Source organism: Stenotrophomonas sp. RIT-551, from assembly GCF_026241915.1.
GTDB lineage: Bacteria > Pseudomonadota > Gammaproteobacteria > Xanthomonadales > Xanthomonadaceae > Stenotrophomonas > Stenotrophomonas bentonitica_A.
On sequence record NZ_JAPJIU010000009.1, the window covers coordinates 17,653 to 43,220 of the forward strand.

At 66.3% G+C, this 25,568-nt stretch carries 24 protein-coding genes; 13 read left to right on the forward strand and 11 right to left on the reverse strand.

Translation table 11 applies throughout. The annotated features are described in order from the left end of the window. Positions 1-31: 31 nt before the first annotated feature. Both ORK51_RS11985 and bioA read right to left on the reverse strand, forming a co-directional pair. Positions 32-766 (reverse strand): 16S rRNA (uracil(1498)-N(3))-methyltransferase, encoded by a 735-nt coding sequence (locus ORK51_RS11985; protein WP_070425747.1) that lies wholly within the window; start codon positions 764-766, stop codon positions 32-34. After that, positions 757-2,148 carry an adenosylmethionine--8-amino-7-oxononanoate transaminase gene (gene bioA, locus ORK51_RS11990; RefSeq protein ID WP_046272683.1) on the reverse strand — a complete coding sequence of 464 codons (1,392 nt, stop codon included), beginning with the start codon at positions 2,146-2,148 and terminating at the stop codon, positions 757-759. The genes ORK51_RS11985 and bioA overlap by 10 nt, the downstream gene beginning before the upstream one ends. 50 nt (positions 2,149-2,198) lie before the next feature. On the opposite strand from bioA, the gene nudE reads away from it, so the two are divergent. From nudE to gcvH, 8 genes are all read left to right on the forward strand, one after another. Next, positions 2,199-2,747 carry an ADP compounds hydrolase NudE gene (gene nudE / locus ORK51_RS11995; protein ID WP_070425745.1) on the forward strand — a complete coding sequence of 183 codons (549 nt, stop codon included), beginning with the start codon at positions 2,199-2,201 and terminating at the stop codon, positions 2,745-2,747. Beyond that, positions 2,744-3,547, forward strand: coding sequence for a 3'(2'),5'-bisphosphate nucleotidase CysQ (cysQ, locus tag ORK51_RS12000; RefSeq protein WP_070425744.1), 804 nt, complete (start codon positions 2,744-2,746; stop codon positions 3,545-3,547). The genes nudE and cysQ overlap by 4 nt, the downstream gene beginning before the upstream one ends. A 16-nt stretch (positions 3,548-3,563) precedes the next feature. Continuing rightward, the gene (mazG, locus tag ORK51_RS12005; RefSeq protein ID WP_266085055.1) at positions 3,564-4,376 is read left to right on the forward strand and encodes a nucleoside triphosphate pyrophosphohydrolase; all 813 of its coding nucleotides are present in this window, start codon (positions 3,564-3,566) and stop codon (positions 4,374-4,376) included. Beyond that, on the forward strand, positions 4,373-4,696 hold the full coding sequence (locus ORK51_RS12010; RefSeq protein ID WP_070425742.1) for a YnfA family protein: 324 nt from the start codon (positions 4,373-4,375) through the stop codon (positions 4,694-4,696). The genes mazG and ORK51_RS12010 overlap by 4 nt, the downstream gene beginning before the upstream one ends. A gap of 93 nt (positions 4,697-4,789) precedes the next feature. Then, positions 4,790-5,752, forward strand: coding sequence for an SPFH domain-containing protein (locus ORK51_RS12015; protein WP_070425741.1), 963 nt, complete (start codon positions 4,790-4,792; stop codon positions 5,750-5,752). A gap of 1 nt (position 5,753) precedes the next feature. Then, positions 5,754-6,185, forward strand: coding sequence for an NfeD family protein (locus ORK51_RS12020; RefSeq protein ID WP_070471316.1), 432 nt, complete (start codon positions 5,754-5,756; stop codon positions 6,183-6,185). 86 nt (positions 6,186-6,271) lie between these two features. Then, entirely contained in the window at positions 6,272-7,384 is a 1,113-nt protein-coding gene (gene gcvT / locus ORK51_RS12025; protein WP_266085056.1) for a glycine cleavage system aminomethyltransferase GcvT, read from the forward strand. A gap of 97 nt (positions 7,385-7,481) precedes the next feature. Next, positions 7,482-7,877 (forward strand): glycine cleavage system protein GcvH, encoded by a 396-nt coding sequence (gcvH, locus tag ORK51_RS12030; protein ID WP_019185123.1) that lies wholly within the window; start codon positions 7,482-7,484, stop codon positions 7,875-7,877. A 643-nt stretch (positions 7,878-8,520) separates the two neighbouring features. Here gcvH and ORK51_RS12035 read toward each other — a convergent pair. After that, complete coding sequence (locus tag ORK51_RS12035; RefSeq protein ID WP_070425738.1) at positions 8,521-8,712, reverse strand: hypothetical protein; 192 nt, start codon at positions 8,710-8,712, stop codon at positions 8,521-8,523. Positions 8,713-8,802: 90 nt separating this feature from the next. Here ORK51_RS12035 and ORK51_RS17935 point away from each other — a divergent pair, with 90 nt between their 5' ends. Beyond that, positions 8,803-9,381, forward strand: a complete 579-nt coding sequence (locus ORK51_RS17935) for a hypothetical protein (RefSeq protein WP_019185121.1) — start codon at positions 8,803-8,805, stop codon at positions 9,379-9,381. A gap of 138 nt (positions 9,382-9,519) precedes the next feature. On the opposite strand, the gene ORK51_RS12045 is transcribed toward ORK51_RS17935, so the two are convergent. Then, positions 9,520-10,914: a serine hydrolase domain-containing protein gene (locus tag ORK51_RS12045; protein WP_019185120.1), complete on the reverse strand. Its 1,395-nt coding sequence runs from the start codon at positions 10,912-10,914 to the stop codon at positions 9,520-9,522. A 165-nt stretch (positions 10,915-11,079) separates the two neighbouring features. Then, positions 11,080-12,669: a GMC family oxidoreductase gene (locus tag ORK51_RS12050; RefSeq protein WP_070425736.1), complete on the reverse strand. Its 1,590-nt coding sequence runs from the start codon at positions 12,667-12,669 to the stop codon at positions 11,080-11,082. A 200-nt stretch (positions 12,670-12,869) separates the two neighbouring features. Here ORK51_RS12050 and ORK51_RS12055 point away from each other — a divergent pair, with 200 nt between their 5' ends. Together ORK51_RS12055 and ORK51_RS12060 are read left to right on the forward strand one after the other, a co-directional pair. Continuing rightward, positions 12,870-14,207 carry an NTP/NDP exchange transporter gene (locus ORK51_RS12055; protein ID WP_266085057.1) on the forward strand — a complete coding sequence of 446 codons (1,338 nt, stop codon included), beginning with the start codon at positions 12,870-12,872 and terminating at the stop codon, positions 14,205-14,207. Positions 14,208-14,238: 31 nt separating this feature from the next. Beyond that, positions 14,239-14,595, forward strand: coding sequence for a DUF1304 domain-containing protein (locus ORK51_RS12060; protein ID WP_266085058.1), 357 nt, complete (start codon positions 14,239-14,241; stop codon positions 14,593-14,595). A gap of 85 nt (positions 14,596-14,680) precedes the next feature. Here ORK51_RS12060 and ORK51_RS12065 read toward each other — a convergent pair whose 3' ends face one another. The 3 genes from ORK51_RS12065 to ORK51_RS12075 form a co-directional block, all read right to left on the reverse strand. Further along, complete coding sequence (locus tag ORK51_RS12065; RefSeq protein ID WP_266085059.1) at positions 14,681-15,151, reverse strand: hotdog fold domain-containing protein; 471 nt, start codon at positions 15,149-15,151, stop codon at positions 14,681-14,683. A 63-nt stretch (positions 15,152-15,214) separates the two neighbouring features. Then, positions 15,215-17,692 (reverse strand): acyl-CoA dehydrogenase, encoded by a 2,478-nt coding sequence (locus ORK51_RS12070; RefSeq protein ID WP_019185115.1) that lies wholly within the window; start codon positions 17,690-17,692, stop codon positions 15,215-15,217. Further along, positions 17,689-18,612 (reverse strand): alpha/beta fold hydrolase, encoded by a 924-nt coding sequence (locus tag ORK51_RS12075; protein WP_070425733.1) that lies wholly within the window; start codon positions 18,610-18,612, stop codon positions 17,689-17,691. The genes ORK51_RS12070 and ORK51_RS12075 overlap by 4 nt, the downstream gene beginning before the upstream one ends. Before the next feature lie 139 nt (positions 18,613-18,751). On the opposite strand from ORK51_RS12075, the gene ORK51_RS12080 reads away from it, so the two are divergent. Continuing rightward, positions 18,752-19,354, forward strand: a complete 603-nt coding sequence (locus tag ORK51_RS12080; RefSeq protein WP_019185113.1) for a TetR/AcrR family transcriptional regulator — start codon at positions 18,752-18,754, stop codon at positions 19,352-19,354. Positions 19,355-19,494: 140 nt separating this feature from the next. Here ORK51_RS12080 and ORK51_RS12085 read toward each other — a convergent pair whose 3' ends face one another. The 3 genes from ORK51_RS12085 to hslO form a co-directional block, all read right to left on the reverse strand. Further along, complete coding sequence (locus tag ORK51_RS12085) at positions 19,495-22,500, reverse strand: TonB-dependent receptor domain-containing protein (RefSeq protein WP_070425732.1); 3,006 nt, start codon at positions 22,498-22,500, stop codon at positions 19,495-19,497. Between the two features lie 351 nt (positions 22,501-22,851). Continuing rightward, positions 22,852-23,676 carry an XOO1806 family protein gene (locus ORK51_RS12090; RefSeq protein WP_172838071.1) on the reverse strand — a complete coding sequence of 275 codons (825 nt, stop codon included), beginning with the start codon at positions 23,674-23,676 and terminating at the stop codon, positions 22,852-22,854. Between the two features lie 152 nt (positions 23,677-23,828). Then, the gene (gene hslO, locus ORK51_RS12095; RefSeq protein WP_070425730.1) at positions 23,829-24,725 is read right to left on the reverse strand and encodes an Hsp33 family molecular chaperone HslO; all 897 of its coding nucleotides are present in this window, start codon (positions 24,723-24,725) and stop codon (positions 23,829-23,831) included. A 79-nt stretch (positions 24,726-24,804) separates the two neighbouring features. On the opposite strand from hslO, the gene mtgA reads away from it, so the two are divergent. Next, the gene (mtgA, locus tag ORK51_RS12100) at positions 24,805-25,554 is read left to right on the forward strand and encodes a monofunctional biosynthetic peptidoglycan transglycosylase (protein ID WP_019185108.1); all 750 of its coding nucleotides are present in this window, start codon (positions 24,805-24,807) and stop codon (positions 25,552-25,554) included. Positions 25,555-25,568 lie beyond the last annotated feature (14 nt).

Genomic DNA, 25,568 nt, shown 5'->3' on the forward strand with positions numbered 1-25,568 from the left:
AGGGGGCTGAGCCGTCAGGCAAGCGCGATCGTCAGCCCAGATCGCCCAGGCGTGCCTGCACCGCCGCAATCGCCGCCAGCCCTGCGGTCTCGGTACGCAGTACGCGCGGGCCCAACTGCAATCCCTGGAAGCCCGCCGCGGCCAGCGCCTGGCGGTCGCGCGGCGACCAGCCGCCTTCCGGGCCGATCGCGATCACCACGCCGCCCGGTGCGGCCGAGAGCGTCGACAAACGATGCTCGCCCTGTGGATCCAGGGTCAGCTTCAACGCCTCGGCCGGCATCGCGTTGGCGGCGTCCTGCAGCGATCGCGGCGCGACCACGCTTGGCACGCGCGCGCGGCCGGATTGGCCACAGGCCGAGACCACCACGCTGTGCCAGTGCGCCAGGCGCTTCTCGGCGCGGGCCGCGTCAAGCTTCACTTCCGTGCGCTCGGCATTGACCGGCACGAAGGCCTGCACGCCCAGTTCGGTGGCCTTCTGCAGGATCAGGTCCATCTTCTCGCCACGGGCGATGCCCTGCAGCAGGGTGATGTGCAACGGCGATTCGTTGTCCAGCGCGGTGGCGGCCTCGATGCGCACCTGCGCATCGCGCTTGCCCACCACCACCAGGGTCGCGCTGTAGTCCTGGCCATCGCCGTTGAACAGCACGCAGCCATCGCCTTCGCGCAGGCGCATCACGCGGACCAGATGGTTGGCCGCATCCTCGGGCAGCGACAGGGTCTGGCCGACAGTCAGCGGATGATCGATGTAGCTTCGGGTCACGCGCATGCGACGGCCTCGTCGATGGCAGCCAGGGTGGTCAGTGCAAGCAGATCCAGATGGTCGTCCTCCACGCAGTACGGCGGCATCCAATACAGCACATTGCCCAGTGGGCGCAGCACCACGCCGCGCTTGAGCGCGGCCTTGTAGGCGTGCAGCCCGATTCTGGCCTCGGCCGGGAACGGCGTACGCTTGTCGCCGTTGCGGGTCAGTTCGAACGCCACCACCATCCCAGCCTGGCGCACATCGGCGACATGCGCGTGGTCGGCGAACGGTGCGGCCAGGGTGCGCATCACTTCAGCGGTGCTGCGGTTGCGGGCGATCACGTCCTCGCCGGCGAAGATGTCCAGCGTCGCCAGCGCAGCGGCGCAGGCCAGCGGATTGCCGGTGTAACTGTGCGAATGCAGGAACGCGCGCTCGCGCGAATCGTCGAGGAAGGCGTCGTACAGCGCCTGCGTGGCCAGCACCGCCGAGAGCGGCAGGAAGCCGCCGGTCAGGCCCTTGGACAGGCACAGCAGGTCGGGCATCACCCCGGCCTGTTCGCAGGCGAACATCGTGCCGGTGCGGCCGAAACCGGTGGCGATTTCATCGGCGATCAGGAACGCACCGTTGGCATCGCACAACGCACGCGCACGCTGCAGATAGACCGGGTCATGCATGCGCATGCCGCCGGCGCACTGCAGGCGCGGCTCCAGGATCACCGCGCAGATCTCGCCCGGGTGCTGGTCGAACAGCGTGGCCAGCGCATCGGCCGCCTGGTGCGCACGCTGTGCCGCGCTCTGGCCGGGTTCGGCCAGGTAGGCGTCGGGCGAGGGCGCGAACAGTGCCTCGGTCAGCAGCGGCGCGTATACCCGCCGGTACAGCGGGATGTCGCCGACCGACAGCGCACCCAGGGTTTCGCCGTGGTAGCCGTTCTCCAATGCCACGAAGCGGGTGCGGTGGTTCTCCCCGCGGTTGCGGAAATAGTGGAAGGCCATCTTCAGCGCCACTTCCACCCCGGCCGAACCGTTGTCGGCATAGAACACCTTGGCCAGCGGATCACGCCCGGCCTGGCGTGGCGCGATCGCCAGCAGGCGCTCGGCCAGCCGCACCGCCGGCGCATGGCTGAAGCCGGCCAGCATCACCTGTTCCAGCTGCGTGGCCTGCTGGGCGATGGCCGCGCCGATGCGCGGCTGCGCATGGCCGAACAGATTGGTCCACCAACTGCTCACCGCGTCCAGATAGCGATGGCCGTCGTGGTCGATCAACCACGGGCCTTCGCCACGGGCGATCGGCAGCAGGGGCAGGGTGTCGGGGTGCTCGCGCATCTGCGTGCACGGGTGCCACAGCACGGCCAGATCGCGTTGCCGCCACTGATCGGCCAGCGTGAGGGGGGCTGGGTCTGCTAGCATTTCGGGCTCATGAACACGTTTTCACCAGTACCCATTCTAGAGATGCTCGCATGAGCCGTCGCCTGCCCATCATCCACCAGATCACGGACGAGGAAAGCGGGCCCTTCCAGCGCCAGCATCTGGATCTGGAATTCTCCAATGGCGAACGCCGCCGCTTCGAACGGCTGGTGACCCGCGGCCATGGCGCCGTGGTGGTGGTGCCGATGCTCGACGACGAGACCGTGCTGCTGGTGCGTGAATACGCCGCCGGCATGCATCGCTACGAGCTGGGCCTGGTGAAAGGGCGCATCGATGCCGGCGAGACGCCCGAACAGGCGGCCGACCGCGAATTGAAGGAAGAGGCCGGTTACGGTGCCCGTCGGGTCGATGTGCTGCGCGCAATGACCCTGGCGCCGACCTACATGAGCCACCAGTCGTGGCTGGTGGTGGCGCGCGATCTATACCCCGAGCGCCTGGCCGGCGACGAGCCGGAGGAACTGGACGTCGTGCCGTGGAAGCTGGCCGACCTGGACCAGCTGATGCTGCGCGAGGACTTCTCCGAGGGCCGATCGCTGGCGGCGCTGTTCATCGCGCGCGAGTGGCTGGGACGGAAGGAATGATCAAACTCACGACGGATCTGCGCGAAACCGTCATCGCCATCGCCCAGGACGCGGCCGCCGCCATCATGGCCGTCTACGCCACCCCGTTCGATGTGGAGATCAAGTCCGACCACAGTCCGGTCACCGCCGCCGACCTCGGCGCCAACCAGGTGATCGAGCGCGGGCTGGCGCAGCTGACGCCGGACCTGCCGATCCTGTCTGAAGAATCGGCGCAGGTACCGTGGGAGGTCCGCCAGCACTGGGGGGCGTACTGGCTGGTCGATCCGCTCGACGGCACCCGCGAATTCGTCAAGCGCAACGACGAGTTCAGCGTCAACATCGCGCTGATCTACCAGGGCGCACCGGCCTTCGGCGTGGTGCTGGCCCCGGCCACCGGCCAGGTCTGGCACGCCATGCGCGGCGAGCTGGCCTATCGCCGCGACGGCATGCGCGATTCGGTACTGCGCACCCGCACGCCGGCCTCGGCGCCGCTGCGGGTCGCCGCCAGCCGCTCGCATCGCAGCGAGCAGACCCAGGCGCTGCTGGACCGCATGGGCGATATCGAGGTGCTCGCACAGGGCTCCTCGCTCAAATTCTGCCGGCTGGCCGAGGGCACGCTGGACGTCTACCCGCGTCTGGGCCCGACGTCCGAATGGGACACCGCCGCCGGTCAGTGCGTACTGCATGCCGCCGGTGGCGCGGTGCTCTCGGCCGAGACCGGCAAGCCGTTCCGCTACAACCGCCGCGAGACCCTCTTGAACGGTGACTTCATCGCGCTGGGCGATACCCGCCTGCCGTGGCGCGAGTGGCTGCCCGCCTGACCTGACTGGAGCAACGATGCCTGCCACCCTCGAACTGGACCGCCTGCTGGGCATCATGGCGCGCCTGCGCGACCCGCAGCAGGGCTGCCCCTGGGACCTGCAGCAGGATTTCGCCAGCATCGCCCCGTACACCATCGAGGAAGCCTACGAGGTCGCCGATGCGATCGACCGGGGTGACCTGGATGACCTGAAGGATGAACTCGGCGACCTGCTGCTCCAGGTGGTCTTCCATGCGCAGATGGCGCAGGAGCAGGGCGCGTTCGGGTTTGCCGACGTCGCCCGCGCGATCAGCGACAAGATGGAGCGTCGCCACCCGCATGTGTTCGCCCAGGTCCAGGTGAACGGTGCGGAGGACGTCAACAGCAACTGGGAGGCGATCAAACGCGCCGAGCGCGCCGCCAAGGGCCAGACCGATACCTCGGCGCTGGCCGGGATCTCGCGCGGCCTGCCGGAATGGCAGCGGGCGGTGAAGCTGCAGGCGCGCGCGGCGCGGGTGGGTTTCGACTGGCCGGGCCCGGCGCCGGTGATGGATAAAGTACGCGAGGAACTGGACGAGGTCGCCGCTGAATTCGCGCGCGGCCCGGTCGAGGAAAACCACGCGCGCCTGCAGGAAGAACTCGGCGACCTGCTGTTCGTCTGTGCCAATCTGGCCCGCCACGCCAAGGTCGATGTCGGCGCCGCACTGCGCCAGGCCAACCAGAAGTTCGAGCGCCGCTTCCGCGCGATGGAAGCCCAGGCCCACGCAGCCGGGCAGACCATGGCCGCGCTCGATCTGGACGCGCAGGAAGCCCTCTGGCAGCAGGCCAAGGCGGACGAGCCCAAGCCGTGAAAACGCTGCTGCTGTTCGTGCTGACCGCCGTGGCCGAGATTGTCGGGTGTTACCTGCCCTGGCTGTGGCTGCGCAGGGAGGGCAGCGCGTGGCTGCTGTTGCCGGCCGCTGCCAGCCTGGCAGTGTTCGCCTGGCTGCTGACCCTGCACCCGGCCGCCAGCGGCCGTGTCTATGCGGCCTATGGCGGGGTCTACATCGGCACCGCGCTGATGTGGTTGTGGCTGGTGGACGGCATCCGCCCCAGCCGCTGGGACCTGCTGGGCGTCGGCCTGTGCCTGGCCGGGATGATGGTGATCATGTTCGCCCCGCGCAGCGCCTGATCCCGACCTGCAGCGCGTCAGGCACCCCGATGCGGGCGTGAAGGCAGCGTGGCTATACTCGGTGCTACGAATCCGGGGAAAGGGAGTGACCTGATGTTTCCGACCATGCTGTTCTCGCTTGTGCTGGCCTTCGTGGCCGTTGTCATCCTGTTCAAGGCCGTGCGCATGGTGCCGCAGGGCTACGAATGGACCGTGGAGCGCTTCGGCCGCTACACCCACACCATGTCGCCGGGCCTGCATTTCCTGATCCCGATCGTCTACGGCGTGGGGCGCAAGGTGAACATGATGGAGCAGGTGCTGGATGTGCCCAGCCAGGAAGTGATCACCAAGGACAACGCTGCCGTGCGCGTGGATGGCGTGGTGTTTTTCCAGGTGCTCGATGCCGCCAAGGCCGCCTACGAGGTCGCCAACCTGGAAGTGGCGATGATCGCCCTGGTGCAGACCAACATCCGTACCGTGATCGGCTCGATGGACCTGGATGAATCGCTCAGCCAGCGCGAAGTGATCAACGCCCAGCTGCTGAGCGTGGTCGACCATGCCACCAACCCGTGGGGCGTGAAGGTCAACCGCATCGAAATCCGCGACATCCAGCCGCCGCGCGACCTGCTTGATGCGATGGCGCGGCAGATGAAGGCCGAACGCGAGAAGCGCGCGCAGATCCTGGAAGCCGAGGGCTCGCGCCAGTCCGAGATCCTGCGCGCCGAGGGCGAAAAGCAGGCCACGGTGCTCGAGGCCGAGGGACGCAAGGAGGCCGCCTTCCGCGATGCTGAAGCGCGCGAACGCTTGGCCGAGGCCGAAGCCAAGGCCACCACGATGGTGTCCGAGGCGATCGCCCAGGGCGACGTGCAGGCGATCAACTACTTCATCGCGCAGAAGTACGTGGAAGCCTTCAAGGAACTGGCGACCTCGCCGAACCAGAAGCTGGTGCTGATGCCGATGGAGGCCAGCGGGGTGATCGGCTCGATCGCCGGCGTCGCCGAGCTGGCACGCGAAGCGTTCGCCAAGCAGGAAGAGAAGAAAACCACGCGCGGCGTCCCGCCGCGGATCGGAGGCTGACATGCGCTGGGAAGTGGTGGCCTGGGGCGCGCTGGCACTGGTGCTGTTCGCCGCCGAGGCGCTCGCGCCCGGTGCCTTCATGTTGTGGATCGGGATCGGTGCGGCTGCGGTGTTCGTACTGGTGGCGGTGTTCGCCGAGATCCCGCTGCTGTGGCAGGTGGTCGCGTTCGTGGTGCTCAGCGTGGTCTCGATCCAGTGCTACCGCCGCTGGGGCCGGTCGCACGATCGCCGGAGCGACCAGCCGCTGTTGAACCGCCGTGCCGAACAGCTGATCGGGCGGGTGGTCGTGCTCGACCAGGCCATCATCGCCGGCAAGGGCCGGGCCAAGGTGGACGATGCCTTCTGGGTTGTCGCAGGTCCCGACCTGCCCGCCGGCAGCCCGGTGCGGGTGGTGGCGGTGGAAGGGATGACGCTGAAGGTGCAGCAGGCCTGATCCGCGGTTTTCCCGCACCGCCGCAGGCGTTGTGAAGACGGTTCTGGGATAATGGATGTCTTGCCTTCATTCCCCCGGAACCGGTCATGACCCAGAAGACGCTTCTCAACGATACCCACCGCGCACTCGGCGCCAAGATGGTCGATTTCGGTGGCTGGGACATGCCCATTCATTACGGTTCGCAGCTGGACGAGCACCATCTGGTGCGCAGCGACGCCGGCATGTTCGACGTCAGCCACATGACCGTGGTCGACCTGCGCGGTGACCAGGTCAAGCCGCTGCTGCGCACGCTGCTGGCCAACTCGGTGGACAAGCTCAAGGCCACCGGCAAGGCACTGTACTCGTGCATGCTCAATGCCCGCGGCGGCGTGATCGACGACCTGATCGTCTACTACATGGCCGACGATTTCTTCCGCATGGTGGTCAACGCCTCCACCCGCGAAAAGGACCTGGCCTGGATCCGCCAGCAGGCTGCGGCCTTCAACGTGGAAGTGCTCGAGCGCGAAGACCTGGCCATCATCGCGGTGCAGGGGCCGACCGCGCGCGAGCGCGTGATCAGCCTGCTCGGCGAGGGCGACCGCGCCGCGCTGGAGAAGCTGGGCCGTTTCGCCGCGCTGGAAACCACCACCGCCGATGGCACCGCGCTGTTCGTGGCCCGCACCGGGTACACCGGTGAGGACGGTTTCGAGATCCTGTTGCCGCAGAGCGCCGTGGTCGCCTTCTGGAATGCCCTGAGCGCCGCCGGCGTGCGTCCGGCTGGCCTGGGTGCGCGCGACACGCTGCGCCTGGAAGCCGGCATGAACCTCTACGGCCAGGACATGGACGAAGAGATCACCCCGTACGAAGCCGGCCTGGCCTGGACCGTGGCGCTGGACGAAGGTCGCGACTTTATCGGTCGCGACGTGCTCGAAGCGCAGAAGGCGGCCGGCAACGCCCGCCAACTGATCGGCCTGGTGATGGACGAGAAGGGCGTACTGCGCCACGGCCAGGTGGTACTCACCGCCGGCGGCGAGGGCGAGATCCTGTCCGGCACCTTCTCGCCGACCCTGGGCAAGGGCATCGCGTTCGCCCGCGTGCCGGGCGGCGAACTGGGCGAGGTCCGCGTGGATATCCGCGGCAAGCAGGTTCCGGTGCGCGTGGTGAAGTTCCCGTTCGTGCGCGAAGGCCAGCCCCAGCCCGGTGTGCTGATCGACGGCTGATGCCGTGCTTTACCCGGTGCGGATGCCTCCGCATCCGCGCCGGTTGGTTACACTACCCCCGTTTCTTGACCCCCCTGATATTCCTCGGAGCAGTCCCATGAGCGAGATCCCCGGCGACCTCAAATTCCTCAAGTCCCACGAGTGGGCGCGCGTTGAAGGCAATGGCCGCGTCACCGTCGGTATTTCCGACCACGCCCAGGGCCTGCTCGGCGACCTGGTCTACGTTGAACTGCCGGAGGTTGGCCAGGAGGTCAAGGCCGGCGAGCAGGCTGCCGTGGTCGAGTCGGTCAAGGCCGCCTCGGACGTGTACAGCCCGATCACCGGCACGGTGGTCGAGGTCAATTCGGCCCTGAGCGACAAGCCGGAAACCATCAACGAAGACGCCTACGGCGACGGCTGGATCTATGTCGTCGAAGTAGCCGGCCTGGAAGAAGTCAACGACCTGCTGGGTCCGGACGACTACGCCGAGCTGCTGGAAAACGACGATCACTGATCGTCGCCTCCGCTGAAGAACGGCCGCCTGGTGCGGCCGTTTTTTTTTGCCCGTTCGCCGGACGCGCGCGAACAGCGTTAGCAGTACGTGAGGATTGCAGTGCGCGCGCGGCGGCACGCGATCGCGACCACGGGCTCATGACGATCGGTTCGGTGCCGATGCAGCCGGTGATCGGGTCCGCGCCGCGCACCCGATCGCGCACCGATGCGGCACCGATATGGACGCGCACGGACGCTCGAAGTCGATCATCGCGGACGGACGCGCCGGTGCCAGGGCGGTCAAAAGTTTGCGCAGTTGCGCGAATCGGGTCGAAAAAAGTGCGCGCAGATGTGAAAAGTTTTCCGGTCCGTTTAAGGGGCGCACGGGGAGGCTGGCGAGGTGCGTGGTCGAGCAGGCTGCACGCGCGGGCACGCAATGGCATGCACCGCGATGTTGCGATGTCGCGACACGAAAGTGCTTCTTTTAAGTGTTTTTCTTTTCAGTGTTGTCAGCGTGTGCGGGCGCAGGGCGTTCGCGCCGGCGGCGGCATCGTGCGTTTGGCAGGTCGCAGGCGGGCGCAGCGAGGGGGGCGAGGCAAGGCGCCGGTGTGAAATTTTTTCGCCGGGGTTGTTGACAGTCAAAAAAAGCGTGATTAGGTTTCGCCTCAGCAGACCTTGCCTGCGAACAGAGTGAGCAGAATCGACATCAAGTCGCGAAGCACAACCTGGACATCCACCTCGCGTCCCATGACGGTGGAGATGGCTTCGCTTCCTCCGGCGAACCGCAAGTTCCTTTCCTCTTCGATACCTGCCTGGCCAGATGCGGCGGGTGTCACCGTATCCGTCACGACGCGCATGACGCGACGGCGGTCCCCGCAACGCAGCAACGGCGGGTTTGCTTTACCTGGGCGTTTCCACTCCATAGATCACTGACGAGGAGCCATCCCATGGCAACCAAGAAAGCTGCGAAGAAAAAGCCGGCCGCCAAAAAGGCAGCCAAGAAGGTCGCTAAGAAGGCCACTGCCAAGAAGGCCGTCAAGAAGGTAGCCAAGAAAGCTGCTGCCAAGAAGACGGTGAAGAAGGCGGCCAAGAAGGCGACCGCCCGCAAGGCAGCCGTGAAGAAGACGGCGAAGAAGGCCGTGAAGAAGACGGCAAAGAAGGCTGCGACCAAGAAGACCGCGAAGAAGGCAGTGAAGAAGACGGCGAAGAAGGCCGCCAAGAAGACTGCAAAGAAGGCAGCCACCAAGAAGACCGCGAAAAAGGCGGTAAAGAAGACGGCCAAGAAGGCGACCCGCAAGGTAGCCAAGAAAGCCGCTCCGAAGAAGGCTGCCAAGAAGACCGCCAAGAAGGCCACCCGCAAGGTAGCCAAGAAGGCCACCGCCAAGAAGGCGACTGCCCGCAAGGCTCCGGCCAAGAAAGCATCGGCGAAGAAGGCGGTGAAGAAGGTTGCAAAGCGCAAGCCGGCCGTTCGCAAGAAGAAGGCCGCACCGGTCGCTCTGCCGGCAACCCCGGCACCGCTGATCTGAGTTTTTCCCGATAGCCGTACCTGAGACTCCTTCCCTGGCAGCCCAGCGGGGAAGGAGTTTTTTTATGGGCAAGGCAAACGGAAACCATGAAAAAGGCGGCCATCCGGCCGCCTTTCTCGATGCCACCGTGCGCGCGGATCAGCGCGGGGAGGCGACGGCGCGGTTCGACGAGACGCCCTTGCGCTTGCCCTGCGGGGCGGCGTCTTCGGCCATGAGGTTGTCGCTGCCGAAATCGGTGTCCACGTCCAGCCAGCGCTGGGTCGGCAGGCCCATCGCCTGGTCGAGCACGGTCGGCAGCAGGCCGCTGGGCAGGCTGCTCTCGCCGTTCCACATGATGGCGATGCCGAGGTCACGTTCGGGCACGAGGGCGACCAGGCCGCGATAGCCCTGGACGGCACCGGCATGGAAGATCACTTCGTGGCCGGCGTAATCGAAGGTGCGCCAGCCGAGGGCGTAGCCGGCCGAGTTGAGGCGCTCGCGGCGCCAGCCCGAGCGCATTTCGCCGGGGGTGCTGATCAGGCTGGCGTGCAGCGTGGCCAGCAAGGGGGCCGGCAGCACGTCAGGGCGGTGGCCGGTGTGGGCCAGCAACCACTGCGCCATGTCGCTGGCACTGGCGTTGACGCCGGCGGCCGGAGCAAGGCGGTAATACGTCGGCTTGGGCGTGAGCGCGACCCAGCCGTTGCGGCTGCGCACGTGCGGGCGGGCCCAGCGCGAGCTGGCCTGGATGCCGGCCAGGCCGAGGCTGGCATCGTCCATGCCGAGCGGCTTGAACAGGCGGCGCTCGACGGACTGTTCGTAGAAGCTGCCGGAGGCGGCGTAGACGACATCGCCGATCAGGCTGAAGGCCACGTTCTGGTACGCATAGCAGTCGCCGGGCAGGCACTTGAGCGAGGTGGCGGCCAGCTTGTGGGTGAGGGTGTAGTACTCGGCGTTGGCTTCAACGTCGCGGTCGTAGGCGTTGTACGGCAGGCCAACGCGATGGCTGAGCAGATCGGCCACGGTCAGGCGCTCGGTCGCCTCGGGCGTGCTGAGTTGGAAGCCGGGCACGTAGTCGGTGACCTTGCTGTCCCAGCGCAGCGTGCCGTCGTTGACCAGCAGCCCGGCCATCGTGCCGGCGAAGGCCTTGGACAGCGAGGCCAGGCGGAACACGGTGTGGGCATCGACCTGCTGCGGGTTGTTGACGTCGGTGACGCCGTAGCCGCGCGCGCTCAGCACGCGGCCGCCCTGGACGATGGCCACGGCCATCCCGGGCACGCGCTCGCCGTAGGTGAGCTGCTGCGCCATCGATTCGATCGAAGCGACGTTGAAGCCCGGTGCGGGCGGCTGCACCTTCAGGCCGGCCGGGGTCGTGCGGTACGCTGCAGGCTGGGTGTGCGGTGCTGCGGTCGGCGCCGACTCCTCGATGTTGACCGGCAACGCGGCGGGCGAGGCGACAGGGGTCTGCGCGGTGGAAGACATGGCGATGGGCATCAACATGCCCAACAACCCGGTTGCCGCCGAACGGATCGGTCGGCGCCTGTTGTTCTGGTTCATCGTATGGGTGCCCGTGCGCGACTGCTGTGACCGATTCTAGCGCCGCTTTTCGTGATTGCACAAACGAATCGAAGATGAATGCGTATCGCATTGAAAACGTGCGGGTTTTGCCGATCCCGGTGCCGATCGGTCGCGGGCACGGGAGGGCGGCCAGCGCACCCCTGTTCAGCCTGCCGCGGCGGTCCGTATCCAGTGGGCGGCCCGCTCGGCGATCATCATCGTCGGCGCGTTGGTATTGCCGCTGATCAGGGTGGGCATCACCGAAGCGTCCACTACCCGCAGTCGCCGGGTGCCGTGCACGCGCAGGGTCGGGTCGACCACGGCCTGGGCATGCTGCCCCATCGCGCAGGTGCCGACCGGGTGATAGACGGTCTCGGCCTTGGCCCGGATGAACGCCTCGAGCGCGGTGTCATCGAGATTGCTGTGCGACGGAAACACGGGCGTGCCGCGCCAACGGTCGAAGGCGGGCTGGGCCAGGATCGTGCGCGCCAGGCGCGCGCATTCGAGCATCATCTTCAGGTCATGGCCACCCGTATCGCCCAGGTAGTTGGCATGGATGCGAGGCGCTGAGCGTGCGTCGGCGTCGCGCAGCCGCAAGCGGCCGCGGCTGCGGGGGTGCAGCGGGCATGCATGCAGGGTGTAGCCGTCGCCGGGAAGGCGGTGGCGGCCGTGGTTGTCGAGCATTGCCGGGACGAAATGGAACTGCACGTCGGCGCGGGCATCGGTGGCCAGCGATGAGCGCACGAAACCACCGGCCTCGGCCAGGTTGCTGGTGCCGGCGCCGCGATGGCCACGCAGGAAGTAGTCGATGGCGATGCGCAGTTCGCTGCTGCGGTCGTAGCTGACGCCTGGTCCGGTGTGCACGACGGTGCAGATGTCCAGGTGGTCCTGCAGGTTGCGGCCGACCCCGGGCAGGTCCACCCGCGGCGTGATGCCGTGGCAGCGCAACGTGTCCGCCTCGCCGATGCCGGACAGCATCAGCAGGTGCGGGGAATGGATGGCGCCGGCGCTGAGGATCACCTCGGTCCCTGCGCGTGCATGCAGGTGCTGCCCGCCACGCCGATAGTGCACGCCGGTGGCGGTGGTGCCGTCGAAGCTCAGCGCGACGGCGTGGGCACCGGTCAGCACCGTCAGGTTGCGCCGATGGCGCGCCGGGCGCAGGTAGGCGTCCGCGCTCGAGCAGCGCGCGCCTTCGCGCTGGGTGACCTGGTACAGCCCCACACCGAGCTGCTGGTGGCCATTGAAGTCGGGGTTATGGGCGTGGCCGGCCTGCTGCGCGGCCGCGATGAAGGCAGCCGAGAGAGGGTTGTGGTGGCGCAGGTCGGACACCGACAGCGGACCGGCATCGCCGTGCAGCGCGCTGGCACCGCGGCTGTTGCGCTCGCCCTGCACGAACCAGGGCAGCACCTGCTCCCAGCCCCAGCCGGTGGCACCGGCGGCCTCCCAGCCATCGTAGTCGGCTGGTACGCCACGCACGTAGCACATCGCATTGATCGAGCTGGAGCCGCCCAGCACCTTGCCGCGTGGCCACCACAGGCGACGGCCGCCGAGCGCGGGCTCGGGCTCGGTGTCCAGGTTCCAGTTGATGCGGCGGTTGTTGACCAGCCGCGCCAACCCGGCCGGCATGTGGATGAACGGGTTGGTGTCGCGCGGGCCGGCTTCCAGCAGCAGCACCCGGCAGGCAGGGTCTACGCTGAGCCGGTTGGCCAGCACGCAGCCGGCCGAGCCGGCACCAATGACGATGTAGTCGTACATGCCGCTCCTGGACGGGGTGCCCGCCGAGCATAAGGCAGGTTGCCCCGCGCAGGGGCTGCAGCATCGGCCACGCAGCGTTGCGCAGGTGGCCGCGCCCAACGCTGGCGATGTTGCGGTGCATCGTTTACCTTGCGCGCTTCGACGCCCGGAGTTTCCCCCATGCTGCCGTTGCAACGCCCCTTGTCCGCAGAGAGCGGGCAATGACCGCGGCGGCCGGAACCGGCGCGGCTGCCAGTGGCATGCTGAGCGCCTGGCGGCATTCGCCGCCGCTGATCTGGGCCTCGATCTACTTTTTCTGCCTGCTCAGCGGCTATTACGTGCTGCGCCCCGTGCGCGAAGCGATGGCGGCTTCGTCGGACCTGCAGACCGTGTTCCCGCTGCCGTTGATCCAGTGGTTCGCCGGGCACGGGATCGCCCTGCAGGACTTCGTGCTGCAGTTCCTGTTCACCTGCGTGTTCTTCATCATGCTGGTGCTGCAGCCGCTGTACGGCGCGCTGGTGAGCCGTTTCCCGCGTCGGGTGTTCCTGCCGGCGGTGTATGGCTTTTTCATCCTCACCCTGCTCGGTTTCTACGTGATGTTCGAAACCGGGGTGCCCGGGCGGGGCATGGCGTTCTTCTTCTGGATCACCGTGTTCAACCTGTTCGCGGTGGCGGTGTTCTGGAGCTTCATGGCCGATGTGTTTTCCAACGTGGAAGCGCGCGCCTATTACGGATACCTCGGTGCCGCCGGCACCATCGGCGCGTTCCTCGGGCCGATCATCACTTCGGCGCTGGTGCAGCGGGTCGGCATCGCCAACCTGATGCTGGTCTCGGCCGGCTTCCTGTTGATCTGCCTGGGCTGCATCTGGCGCTTGCGGCTGTGGGCGGTGGCACGCGAACAGGAGCGGCAGTTGGTCTCCGGCGAGACGCCGATGGGCGGCAGCGTATTCGATGGCCTGAAGCTGATCGTGCGTGAACCCATGCTGCGCTGGCTGGCCCTGATGGTGCTGTTCGGCGTGGGCGTGGGCACGATGCTCTACAACGAGCAGGCCTCGATCGTGCGCCGCCTGTATCCCGACGCCGCGGCCAGCACGGCCTTCTTCTCGCGGGTGGACCTGGCGGTGAACACGCTGACCCTGATCGTGCAGCTCGGCTTCACCCGCTGGTTGCTGTCGCGGTACGGCATCGCCCCGGCGCTGCTGATCCCGGGTGTCGCCATCATCATCGGGTTTTCGATACTGGCCGCCTCGCCGCTGCCGCTGATGGTGGCGATGGTGCAGGTGATGACCCGCGCCAGCGAATTCTCGCTGGCCAAGCCCGCGCGCGAGACCATCTACACCCGTGTGGACCGCCAGTGGCGCTACAAGGCCGGCGCGGCGATCGACACCGTGGTCTACCGCGGCGGCGACCTGACGTTCGCCTGGGTGCACAAGGGGCTGTCCCTGTTCGGTTCGCACATTGTCTTCGTCGGTGGGCTGGTGGTGGCCGGGGCGATGACGATTGCCGCGCTGGGCCTGCTGCGCGAAGAAAAGAAGCTGCCCGGCGAGCGACCGGAGTAAGCTCTCCGGAGTCTTCCAGGAACCTTGGCCCATGTATTGGATCGCGCTGTCATTGACCTTGCTGGTCGCCCTGCTGCACGTGTACTTCTTGGTCCTGGAAATGTTCCTGTGGACCCGGCCGCTGGGCCTGAAGACCTTCCGCAACACGCCGGAGAAGGCCGAGACCACGCGCGTGCTGGCGGCCAACCAGGGCCTGTACAACGGCTTCCTCGCTGCCGGCCTGTTGTGGGGGCTGTTCGACCACCTGCCGATGCTGGTGAACTTCATGCTCGGCTGCGTGATCGTGGCCGGCTGCTACGGCGCCTACAGCGTCAACAAGCGGATCTTCTTCATCCAGGCCGTGCCGGCGATCCTGGCCGTGGCGGCATGGTGGAAGGTGCCGGCCTGACAGGCGCCAGCCACGCACGGCGTGGCGCTACCCTGCGACAGACGGATCGAACGTAGCGCCACCCCGTGGGTGGCTGCGCCAATGCTCATCGCCTGACCGGCGACACCCACATCGCGATCCGCGCCTGGAACACCACCGTGCCGGCGTCATCGCGCACCTGCACCTTCACCGGCAGCGCGTAACCCGCGTCGGCCGCCACGATCGGCTGCTCCGGGGTGGCGATGGCATGTTGCGTGCCGGTCGCCTTGGCCAGGTACTGCACCTCCATGCCCTTCGGGATCCAGCGCATGCCCTTGGGCAGCGAAGCGTCCACCATCAGGCCCGCAGTGAGTTCGGCCAGGTTGCACAGCGCGATCGCATGCACCGTGCCGAGGTGGTTGGTGACCTTGCGCCGGTGCGCGATGCGCCCTTCGCAGCGGCCCGGCTCGAGCGCGGTGATGCGCGGGGCGATGCTGGCGAAGTAGGGCGCCTTGAAGCACACCGCGCACGAGAACAGCCAGCCGCCGGCGGGCCAGCGCTGCATGCGGCGGTAAAGCGTGAGCAGGGGAGCGGACATCGGGAGTCTCCTAAAAAAACGGCGGACCGAAGTCCGCCGTTGTCGTTTACCTGGTGGCCGGGATCACGCGGCCTGGGATTGCGCGTCCGTCTGCTGGCGCTTGTAGTAGCCCGCCGAGCGCAGTTCTTCCGGATCGAAGTCGTCCACCGTGATGGTTTCCAGGGTGAGCGTGCGCAGCTCTTCGAGCAGGGTGCGCTCATCCTGGGTGATCACGCCTTCGGCCACGGCCTCGTCCAGCTGGGTGGCGAAGTCCAGCGCTTCGATGCCCTTGGTCTTGAGCGCCTTGATGAACTTGCGCTCGACCGGCTCGGCCATGATCGCCTTGGACAGGTAGCTGTTGATGCGGCCACCCGGGTTGTTCTCGCACGGCGTCAGGAACACGCCACTGGCCAGGCGGTCACGGGCTTCGTTGGGCGCCATCAGCAGCGCGGCCACGCGGTGGCCCAGGCGGTCGCCCGGCGCCTCGGCACGGCGGCCGAACGGGAAGATCAGCGCCCACATCAGCCAACCGATCGGACGGATCGGGAAGTTGCGCAGCGCCGCCGACAGCGATTCTTCGATCTTGTGCACGCTGTCATGGAAGGCCCAGGCCAGCAGCGGCTGGTCGGCCGCCGGCGCGCCCTCGTCGTGGTAACGCTTGAGCATGGCGCTGGTCATGTAGATGTGGCTCAGCACATCGCCCAGGCGGCCGGACAGCGATTCCTTGAACTTCAGCTTGCCGCCGAGGGTCATCATCGAAATGTCGGCCATCAGCGCCAGGTTGGCCGAGTAGCGGTCCAGCTTGCGGAAGTAACGGCGGGTGTAGGCATCGCCCGGGGCGGCACCGAAGCGGGCGCCGGTGAGCCCGAACCAGAACGAACGCACGGCGTTGGAGATGCCGTAGCGGATGTGGCCGAACAGGCTGCGGTCGAATTCCTGCAGGCCGGCACGGGTGTCCGGATCCTGCGCGGCCTTCATTTCCTTCAGCACCCAGGGGTGGCACAGGATCGCACCCTGGCCGAAGATCAGCAGGCTGCGAGTCATGATGTTGGCGCCTTCGACCGTGATCGCGATCGGCGCGGCCTGCCAGCTGCGGCCGGCGAAGTTGCGCGGCCCCAGGATGATGCCCTTGCCGCCGATCACGTCCATCACATCGGAGATCACTTCACGGCTCATGGTCGTGCAGTGGTACTTGGCGATCGCCGACGGCACCGACGGCACGTCGCCGCGGTCCACCGCAGCGGCCGTGGCCTGGCACAGCGCGCTGATCGCATAGGCCTTGCCGCCAATGCGGGCCAGCGCCTCTTCCACGCCCTCGAAGCGGCCGACCGACAGGCCGAACTGCTTGCGGATGCGGGCATAGGCACCGGTCACCACCGCACCGGCCTTGGCACCACCGCTGGCGGTGGAGGGCAGGGTGATCGAGCGGCCCACGGCCAGGCACTCGTTGAGCATGTTCCAGCCCTTGCCGGCCTTCTCGGCGCCACCGATCAGCTGGGTCAGCGGGATGAAGACATCCTTGCCGCGGATCGGGCCGTTCTGGAAGGTCGAGTTGAGCGGGAAATGGCGACGGCCGATTTCCACACCGGCGGTGTCACGCGGCAGCAGCGCCAGGGTGATGCCGATGTCGCGGGTGCTGCCGATCAGGCCGTCCGGGTCGTACATGCGGAAGGCCAGGCCGATCAGCGTGGCCACCGGGGCCAGGGTGATGTAGCGCTTGTCGAAGGTGAGCTTGACGCCGAGCACCTGCTCGCCGTTCCACTCGCCCTTGCAGACGATGCCGTAATCGGGAATCGAGGTCGCATCCGAACCGGCGAACGGACCGGTCAGGCCGAAGCACGGCACTTCACGGCCATCGGCCAGGCGCGGCAGGTACTGGTCCTTCTGCTCCTGGGTACCGTAATGGTTGAGCAGTTCGCCCGGGCCCAGCGAGTTCGGCACGCCGACGGTGGAGCTGACCACGCTCGACACCGAGGCCAGCTTCTGGATCACCTTGTGGTGGGCCAGCGCGCTGAAGCCCAGGCCGCCGTATTCCTTCGGAATGATCATGCCGAAGAACTTGTTCTTCTTGATGAAGCTCCACAGTTCCGGCGGCAGGTCGGCGTAAACGTGGGTGATTTCCCAGTCGTTGACCATCCTGCACAGCTCTTCGACCGGGCCATCCAGGAAGGCCTGTTCCTCGGCGGTGAGCTGCGGCTTGGGGTAGTTCAGCAGGATGTTCCAGTCCGGGTCACCGGTGAACAGCTCGCCTTCGAAACCGACCGAGCCGGTTTCCAGCGCGATGCGCTCGGTCTGCGACAGCGGCGGCAGCACCTTGCGGAACACCTTCATCATCGGTGCGGTCAGCAGCGGCTTGCGGATGAAGGGCAGCAGCAGCGGCACGGCGATCACGGCGACGATGGCCGCAGCCACGATCGTGGCGGTCTGGTTGACGTACGGGATGAACCAGCAGGCGGCCAGCAGCACCACACTGATGATCGTCCAGGTGATCAGGCGCATCCGGTGGTAGGCGACGAACGCACCTGCCAACAGGACGACGAGGAAGGGAACGACAATGCTCATGAGCGTGCTCCGGTGACGTGCTCGGTAATGGCGGACGATGCGACGGCGGAGGCCGAGGGCAACACGTCCAGATAGTCCAACACAGTAGCGGTAAAGGCGTTGTTGTCATCACCGGCGACCATATGCGTGGCCTCCGGCAGCTGCACGTGGCGTGCATGTGGCACCAACGCCAGGAACTCGGCCACCGTCTGCGGGGTGACCAGGGTGCTGCGGCCACCGCTGACCAGCAGCAGGGGGCATTTCACCTGGCGCGCCGCATCGGCAAGCGCGTCCTGGTGTTGTTCGCTGTCACGCGCCAGCTCGGCGACCAGGCGCGGATCCCAGTGCCAGCGCCAACGGCCGTGGCCGTCCTCGCGCAGCAATGCGCGCAGCGAATCTTCGGACTTGCGCGGACGGTGTGGCACGTAGGCGGAAATCACATCGGCCGCCTGCGACAGCGAGGCGAAGCCGTCCGGGTGCGCGGTCATGAACATCAGGATCTTTTCGACCCCGGCGGTATCCCAGCGCGGGGTGATATCAACCAGGACCATCGCCGAGAACAGGCCGGGCCAGCGTGACTCGGCGAGCAGGCCGAACAGGCCGCCCATCGACGCGGCGATCAGGATCGGCGGCTGCGGCTGTTCGCCGGCCAGCACGATCAGATCATCGGCGAACTGTTCGCCGTGGTAGGCAAGGTCGGCCGGGTTCCAGTCCGAATCGCCGTGGCCGCGTGCGTCGTAGGCCAGGGTCTGGTAACCGGCCTCGACCAGGGCGCTCGCGGTGGCATTCCAGGCGTGCCGGGTCTGGCCGAAGCCGTGGGCGAACATCACGGTGCCGCGACGTCCCGGGGGTGAGCGGGTCGCGGCGAGCACGGTGTCATGTGCGCCGGTCAGTCGCTCATCGTCAAAACGCGGCAGGGTAGAAGAAGAAGGAGTGACCATACTCGCTAGTATGGACCTGCCCTGTGCGATGTCAATACTTAGGAGTATGGTGTGTGTATCCCTTGTGCCAGCAGGCGTGAAGCGGCGTTTCACCGATTCACATACTGCAACCAACCCCGGCGTATGGTTAAATCCACCTATGAATGAACCCGAAGCTTCCGCCGGCGAGCCACGTGCCGGCCGCAACAGCCGCCTCAGTGCCGAAGACTGGGCTCAGGCCGCACTGGATCTGATTGCCGAACAAGGCGTGGGCGCGGTCGCGGTGGAGCCGCTGGCGCGGCGTCTGGGTGTCACCAAGGGCAGCTTCTACTGGCACTTCCCCTCGCGCGACGCGTTGCTGCAGGCGGCGCTGGAGCGTTGGGAACTGTTCGAGCAGGAGCAGGTCTTCGGTAGCCTGGCCGATGTCACCGATCCGCGCGTACGCCTGCGCCAGCTGTTCCAGGTGGTCGCGCATGAAGTGCAGCCGCACATCATCTACAGCGAACTGCTCAAGGCGCTCGATCACCCGATGGTGCGCCCGGTCATCGACCGTGTTTCGCACCGGCGCCTGGAGTATCTGGTCGCCTCGTTCCGCCAGGCGGGCCTGAGCCGTACCGATGCGCAGCACCGTGCGCGGTTGGCCTACGCGGCCTATGTGGGTTTCCTGCAGCTGTCGCTGCAGCTGCAGCAGCCCAAGCAGGCCCGCGAGGATTTCGAAGCCTATGTGGAGCACGTGATCGAGACGTTGATTCCGCTCGGTTGACCGGTCCGTGACAGGCATGCAGAAGGCCGCGGAAACGCGGCCTTTTCTGTGCGCGCCGTTTGCCGGACGCGGGCACCGCCCCAAAAAACAACGGCCCCTTTCGGGGCCGTTGGATCAGACGTTGTTGATCAGTGGATCGATCAGAACTTCTGCGAGTACTTCATGTACAGGAAGCGACCGATGTCGTAGCCGCCGTAGTACGAGAAGTTCGAGCTCGGCTGCGAGGTCATCATCGGGCCGACCTTGTTGAACACGTTGTTGGCACCCACGGCGACGGTGGCGTTCCACGGGGTGGCATAGGACACCTGCACGTCGTGGAAGGTCACTGCACCCAGCTCGGTCTTCGGCGAGATCACGCCCAAGGTGTCCGGTGCGCTGTAGTTGGGCAGCGTGCAACGGGTGGCGAAGCGGCAGTTTTCCTTGGTACCGGAGTAGTAACGCAGGTTCCAGTTGACCGACAGGTCGTTCATGCTCCAGCCCAGGCCCAGGTTCGAGCGCACGCGGAAGAATGCACCGAAGCCATTGTTCTGTGCCGGCACGGCGTCGGCATCGTCCGTGGACTTCTCTTCGTACTTGCCCACGTACGTGGTGGCCGACTTGGCCGAGAAGCGGCCGAAATCGGTATCACGGCTGTAGCTGATGTCGAAGTCGAAGCCTTCGGTTTCGGTGTAACCGGCGTTGCGGTTGCCGTAGTTCAGGGTGCCCACGATGTTGCCGTTGTTCGGGTCACGGCTGAACATCGAGCAGCGCGATTCGATCAGGCGGACATAGCAGTCTTCCATGATCAGGTTCGGGCTGTCGCTGACGATCGTGTTGTCGATGCGGATGCTCCACCAATCCACACCCACGCTCAGGCCGGTGACGTAGCTCGGGCTGTACACGAAGCCGACCGTCTTGGACTCGGAGGTTTCCGGGGTCAGGTTCGGGTTCGAGCCGGAGTTGAACGGCACCGGGCTCTGTGCGGCACGGCCGGTCGTCGGGACAAAGCCCTGCGACAGCTGGCGGTAGCCCTGGCCGACATCCTGGACGCAGCGTGCGCTGCCGCGGACGTCGCCGTAGACGCTGTCGCACGGATCGACGAAGTTGGTCGGGAAGGTCTGCGAGGTGCCGCCGTACAGGTCACCGATGGTCGGGGCGCGGAAGCCCTCGGCATAGGTGGCACGGACCAGCAGGTCGTCGATCGGACGCCACTTCAGGCCGAACTTGTTGTTGGTGGTGTCACCGAAGCTGGTGAAGTCCGAGTAACGGGTGGCCACGTCCAGGGTCAGTTCCTTGGCGAACGCCAGATCCGCCAGGATCGGGATGTTCAATTCCAGGTAGAACTCATCCAGGGCATAGGAACCCTTGGTCGGACCGGACGCCAGGTTGGTCGAGTCACCCGACTGGGCGATCGCATCCGGGTTGAAGGCGCCGCTTTCCTTGCGGTATTCGTAACCGATCGCGAAGCCCAGATCGCCGGCCGGCAGCGGCACGATGGTGCCGGACAGGTTGGCGAAGTAGTTGTGGGTGCTGGTCTTGCCCGTGGCGTGCTCTTCGCGGAACAGGTAGTTCTGCACGTTCGGATCGCCCAGCGAGTACTGTTCGCTGCCTGCGCCGTAACCGGCATACGGGTTCCACGGCACGCAGCCGGCGATCTCGTTGCCCGGGGTACCGCAGACGACCTGGCCGGCGGCGTTCAGGAACGACGGGCCCACAGCCGCGGCGACGGCCGGGATGTAGAAGTTGCCGTTGTTGATCAGCAGGCTGTCGTTTTCGTTGTACAGCGCACCGACATCCCAGTTGAAGAAGCGGTCACCGATTTCGAAGGAGCCTTCCAGTGCCGCGGCGAAACGCCAGGTGGTCAGGGTCGAATCGGTGGTACGCGGAACTTCCCAGCCACGGCGACGGAAGTCGACGTCGTTGGTCTGCAGGAACAGCGGGTCGCCATTGGCATCGACGTAGCTCGCAACGTCGGCCTGGTAGAAGTCACGATTGCCGTTCGGGTTGAAGTAGCTGCCGTTGCTGACCAGGGTGCGGCTGCCATCCGGGTTGGTCTGGTAGACCGCGCCGGCCATCGGCACGCCGAAGGCGGACGACTGCAGCGGATAACCGGCGATCTGACGCTGCGACTGACGCTTGGTGTAGGACAGGTCCGTGGTGAAGCGGACGTTGTCGGTGATGTCGTAGTTGCCGCTGACGAACAGCGAACGACGCTCCAGCGGGGTCAGCAGGTGCATCTGATCGGACGAACGGCTCTGGTCCGCAGCGGTCTGCGGGTGGAAGTCGTTGGCACCGATGGCATCGCTGCCCTGGTTGGCGACCGACCAGGCGGCGCTGCGACGGACCGGGTTGCCCTGGGCGTTGAGCACCAGTGCGCCCGCGGCGTTGCGGTTGAACTGGTTGGCAAAGCGGTTGTAGTTACCGTACTGGCCGACCGGGGTCAGCGAGGAAGCCGGATCCCAATCCGGGTAGGTGTCGGCCGTGAACGGACGATCCTTGGCCCACACGCCTTCTTCCTTGTGGTACTCGGCGCCGACGGTCAGCGAGCCGCGGTCACCGGAGAAGCCCATGACGAAGTCGTAGGTTTCCTTCTCGCCGTCGCCCTGGCTGTACTGGCCCTTGTAGACGTTGGCTTCCAGACCATCGAAGTTCTTGCGGGTGATGATGTTGATCACGCCGGCCATTGCGTCCGAGCCGTAGATCGACGAGGCGCCGTCCTTCAGCACGTCGATGCGCTCGACCATCGAGGTCGGGATGATCGAGATGTCCTGGTAACCATCCGGGCTGATGCCCAGGCGCTTGCCATTGACCAGCACCAGCGTGCGCTGTGCGCCGAGGTTGCGCAGGTCGATGTACTGACCACCGGCTTCCTGGTTGGAGGTCAGCGGCGAGGAGCGGCTGAAGTTCGGGCTACCGGCGGCGGAGATGTTCTGCAGGATGTCGCCGACCGAGCTGAAGCCCTGGTTCTGGATATCCGCACGCGAGATGGTCAGCACCGGCTGGGCGGTTTCCACGTCAACCTGGCGGATGCGCGAACCGGTGACCGAGATGCGGTCCAGATTGGTGGTGCCAGTGGCTTCCTGAGCGACGGCGCTGCCGGTGCCGGCAGCGCTGGCGATCAGCGCGAGGACGACGGCGTCGCGCAGTTTGTTGCTGTTGCGGTTCATTGGGCTCTCTCTCCAAGTTGACTTGGGTGCAACGTGTTGGGATGGGCTTCAGCGCGGGGACGAAAGGCGTTCCCAATCCGTGAAGCTGACTCGATAGTAACCACGTGCAACTAAAAATTAAAGAGCCGTTAATGTTCCATGTGATTTAGGTGAAATTCGGCAAAGCCTTTGCAGCGTAAGGCTCTAAGCGATATCTACAGCCTAAAACGTCTCATTTGTTAAGATTTTTGTTAAAAAAAATTCACCCTGAATGGGCCGTGCGCGCCCTTGACACCCAGCCCAAACGAAAAAGGGCGCCTCATGGAGGCGCCCTTCGGGTGACGTGTATTGACGGGTCGTCGCAAAGACAGGTCAGAGATCCTGCTCGTACCGCACATAGGGCACGGTGCCCTCGTCAGTGCTCTCGTTGCGGGGGGCGAACGGGTTCTTGCCGCGGGTGACCACGTTCTCGGCGCCCACGGTGAGCTGACCGCTCCACGGCGTGCGCCAGGTCAGGCCGACCCCCAGGCCTTCCCACTTGCCCGGCTGGCCGGGAACATCGACCACGCGGCCAATGATGTTGCCGCTGAAGTTGCCATAGCCGGCACCGATGGTGAGGCTTTTGCTGTCCCAGCGGTCGACGATCGCCGGCGAAGCGTCCGCGATGGGCACCAGACGCGCCTTGGCATAGGTGCCACCGATGGAGACGAAGCCTTCGCGGCCGATGTTCTTCTGCCCGAAGACGGTCAGATCGTTCTGTTCGGCGCGCAGCGAGGGCGATTTGTTGGGGCCGGCCAGCCAGGCCGGCAGGGTGTCACGGCCGCTGCCGGCGGTGATGCCCACGCGGCCGCCGGGGCGGTTGAACGCGGCGGTGCCGCTGACCCGACGGCTGAGCGTGTTGTCTTCTTCATCGCCCAAGGTGGCCAGCATGCAATGGCTGGCCAATCCGCTGATGCTGGTGCCGCGGCTGCTGTTGCACAGCAGGCCCAGCGAGTCACCCGAGGACAGGCCGAAGGCCGCGTCCAGCGAACTGCGGCCGAAATGCCAGCGGGCCCCTGCGGCCTGTTCGCCGGTCGGTTCCAGGTAGAGCAGCGCTTCGACCTTGCCACTGCCTTTGTTCCAGACCGGCAGCACCGTGCCGTCCTGCTTGCCCTTGGCCTGCGCATGCGCGCCCGGGATCGCGCCTAGGGCGATCATCAGGGCCAGCGGTAGACGCAGAAGGGGATGCATGGGAACTCTCAGACAAGCGCAGTGAACACAAGTTCCCGCCGAAGCGGGACATTGATCCTAGGGCGTTTATGATTTCTTAACAAGTCTTGGTTCTCCCCAGAACAAAACGCTTGCCAAGTTTACTGAAGCCGTTCAGGTGCCGGCGAGGATACATCCATCTCACGGAACAGTATGTCGAATTCCGTCAACGGGAAGTGATACTCCTGCCCGCAGAATTCGCAACGCACTTCCACCGCGCCAGTGGGCTCGGCGGCGGCGCGGGCCTCCTCTTCGCCAATGGACTGCAGCATGCCTGCCACCCGCTCACGCGAGCAGGAGCACGCAAAGCGCAGGGCCTTGTCGCCCAGCAGTTCCGGCGTCTCTTCATGGAAGAGGCGGTGCAGCAGATCGTGGCCGGGCACCTCGAGCAGTTCCTGCTTGCCCAGGGTCTCGAACAGTGCGCTGGCCCGCGACCAGCCGTCCTGGTCGCCTTCATCGCCGGGCAGCTTCTGCAGCAGCAGGCCGGCGGCGCGGGTGCCATCGGCGGCCAGCAGCAGACGGGTCGGCAACTGCTCGGACTGGCGGAAATAGTCTTCGAAGGCTTCGTCCAGGCCGGCCGCGGTCAAGCCGACCAGGCTCTGGTAGCGCTGCGGTTCGCGCGGATCCAGGCCGGGGTTTTCGATGGTGATCGCCAGCAGCGCATCCTCGCCCAGCGCGGTCAGATCACGCGGGGCATCGCCACCGCCCTCGGCCAGCTGGACGATGCCGCGCAGGGTGCCGGCCGCGGTGCACTCGGCGAAGAGGGTGCGCATCGCGGTGTTGCTGCGCAGCTGGATCGACAGGCGGCCATCGACCTTGGTGTGGCCGGTGAACAGCGCCGAGGCCACGCTGGCCTCGCCGAGCAGCTCGGCGGCGCCCGGCGGGTAGACCGCATGCGAGAGGATCTCCCGCCAGGTGTCATCGAGGTGCACATGCACGCCGCGGACGCCGGCATCGGGGAGCAGGAAACGGACAAGGGAGTCGGATTGGGCGGTCATCGGTTCGGTGGCTGCGCGAAAGGAGTGCCGGTTGCCGGATAATGCGCCGACAACCGTGCAAGTAAAGGATGCACCAGTAATGGGGGCAGAGCGCAGCAACCTCAAGGTCGAACCGGATCTGGAACCGTCGCCGCGGCGCCGCTGGCGCTGGCGCCGCCTGCTGTGGCTGCCAGTGCTGTTCGTCGGGTTCAGTGTGCTGCAGGTGCTGGTCCTGCGTTTCATCGACCCGCCTGTTTCCAGCGTGATGCTGTGGCGCTACGGCGAGGCGCTGGGGGAGGGTGACTGGAGCTATCGGTTGCATTACCACTGGCGCGATCTGGACCAGATGGCGCCAAGCCTGCCGATTTCGCTGGTGGCTGCCGAGGATCAGCGTTTCCCGGAGCACAATGGTTTCGACCTGCAGGCCATCGAAAAGGCGCGTGACCACAACGCGCGCGGCGGGCGGCTGCGCGGGGCCAGCACGATCAGCCAGCAGGTCGCCAAGAATCTGTTCCTGTGGCAGGGCCGCAGCTGGATCCGCAAGGGGCTGGAGGTCTGGTACACGGTGCTGATCGAAGCGCTGTGGCCGAAGTCGCGGATCCTGGAGATGTACGCCAACATCGCCGAGTTCGGCGATGGCATCTATGGCGCGCAGGCCGCGTCGCAGCAGTATTGGAACAAGGACGCGTCCCGGCTGAGCCCGGCCGAAAGTGCGCGGCTCGCGGCGGTGCTGCCGTCGCCCCGCCGTTACAGCGCGGCCAAGCCCGGCCCGTACGTGCAGCGCCGCGCTGCCTGGATCCAGCGGCAGGCCCGTCAGCTCGGGGGAGGGGCGTACCTCGGCGAGGAGTGAGCATTCATGCATGT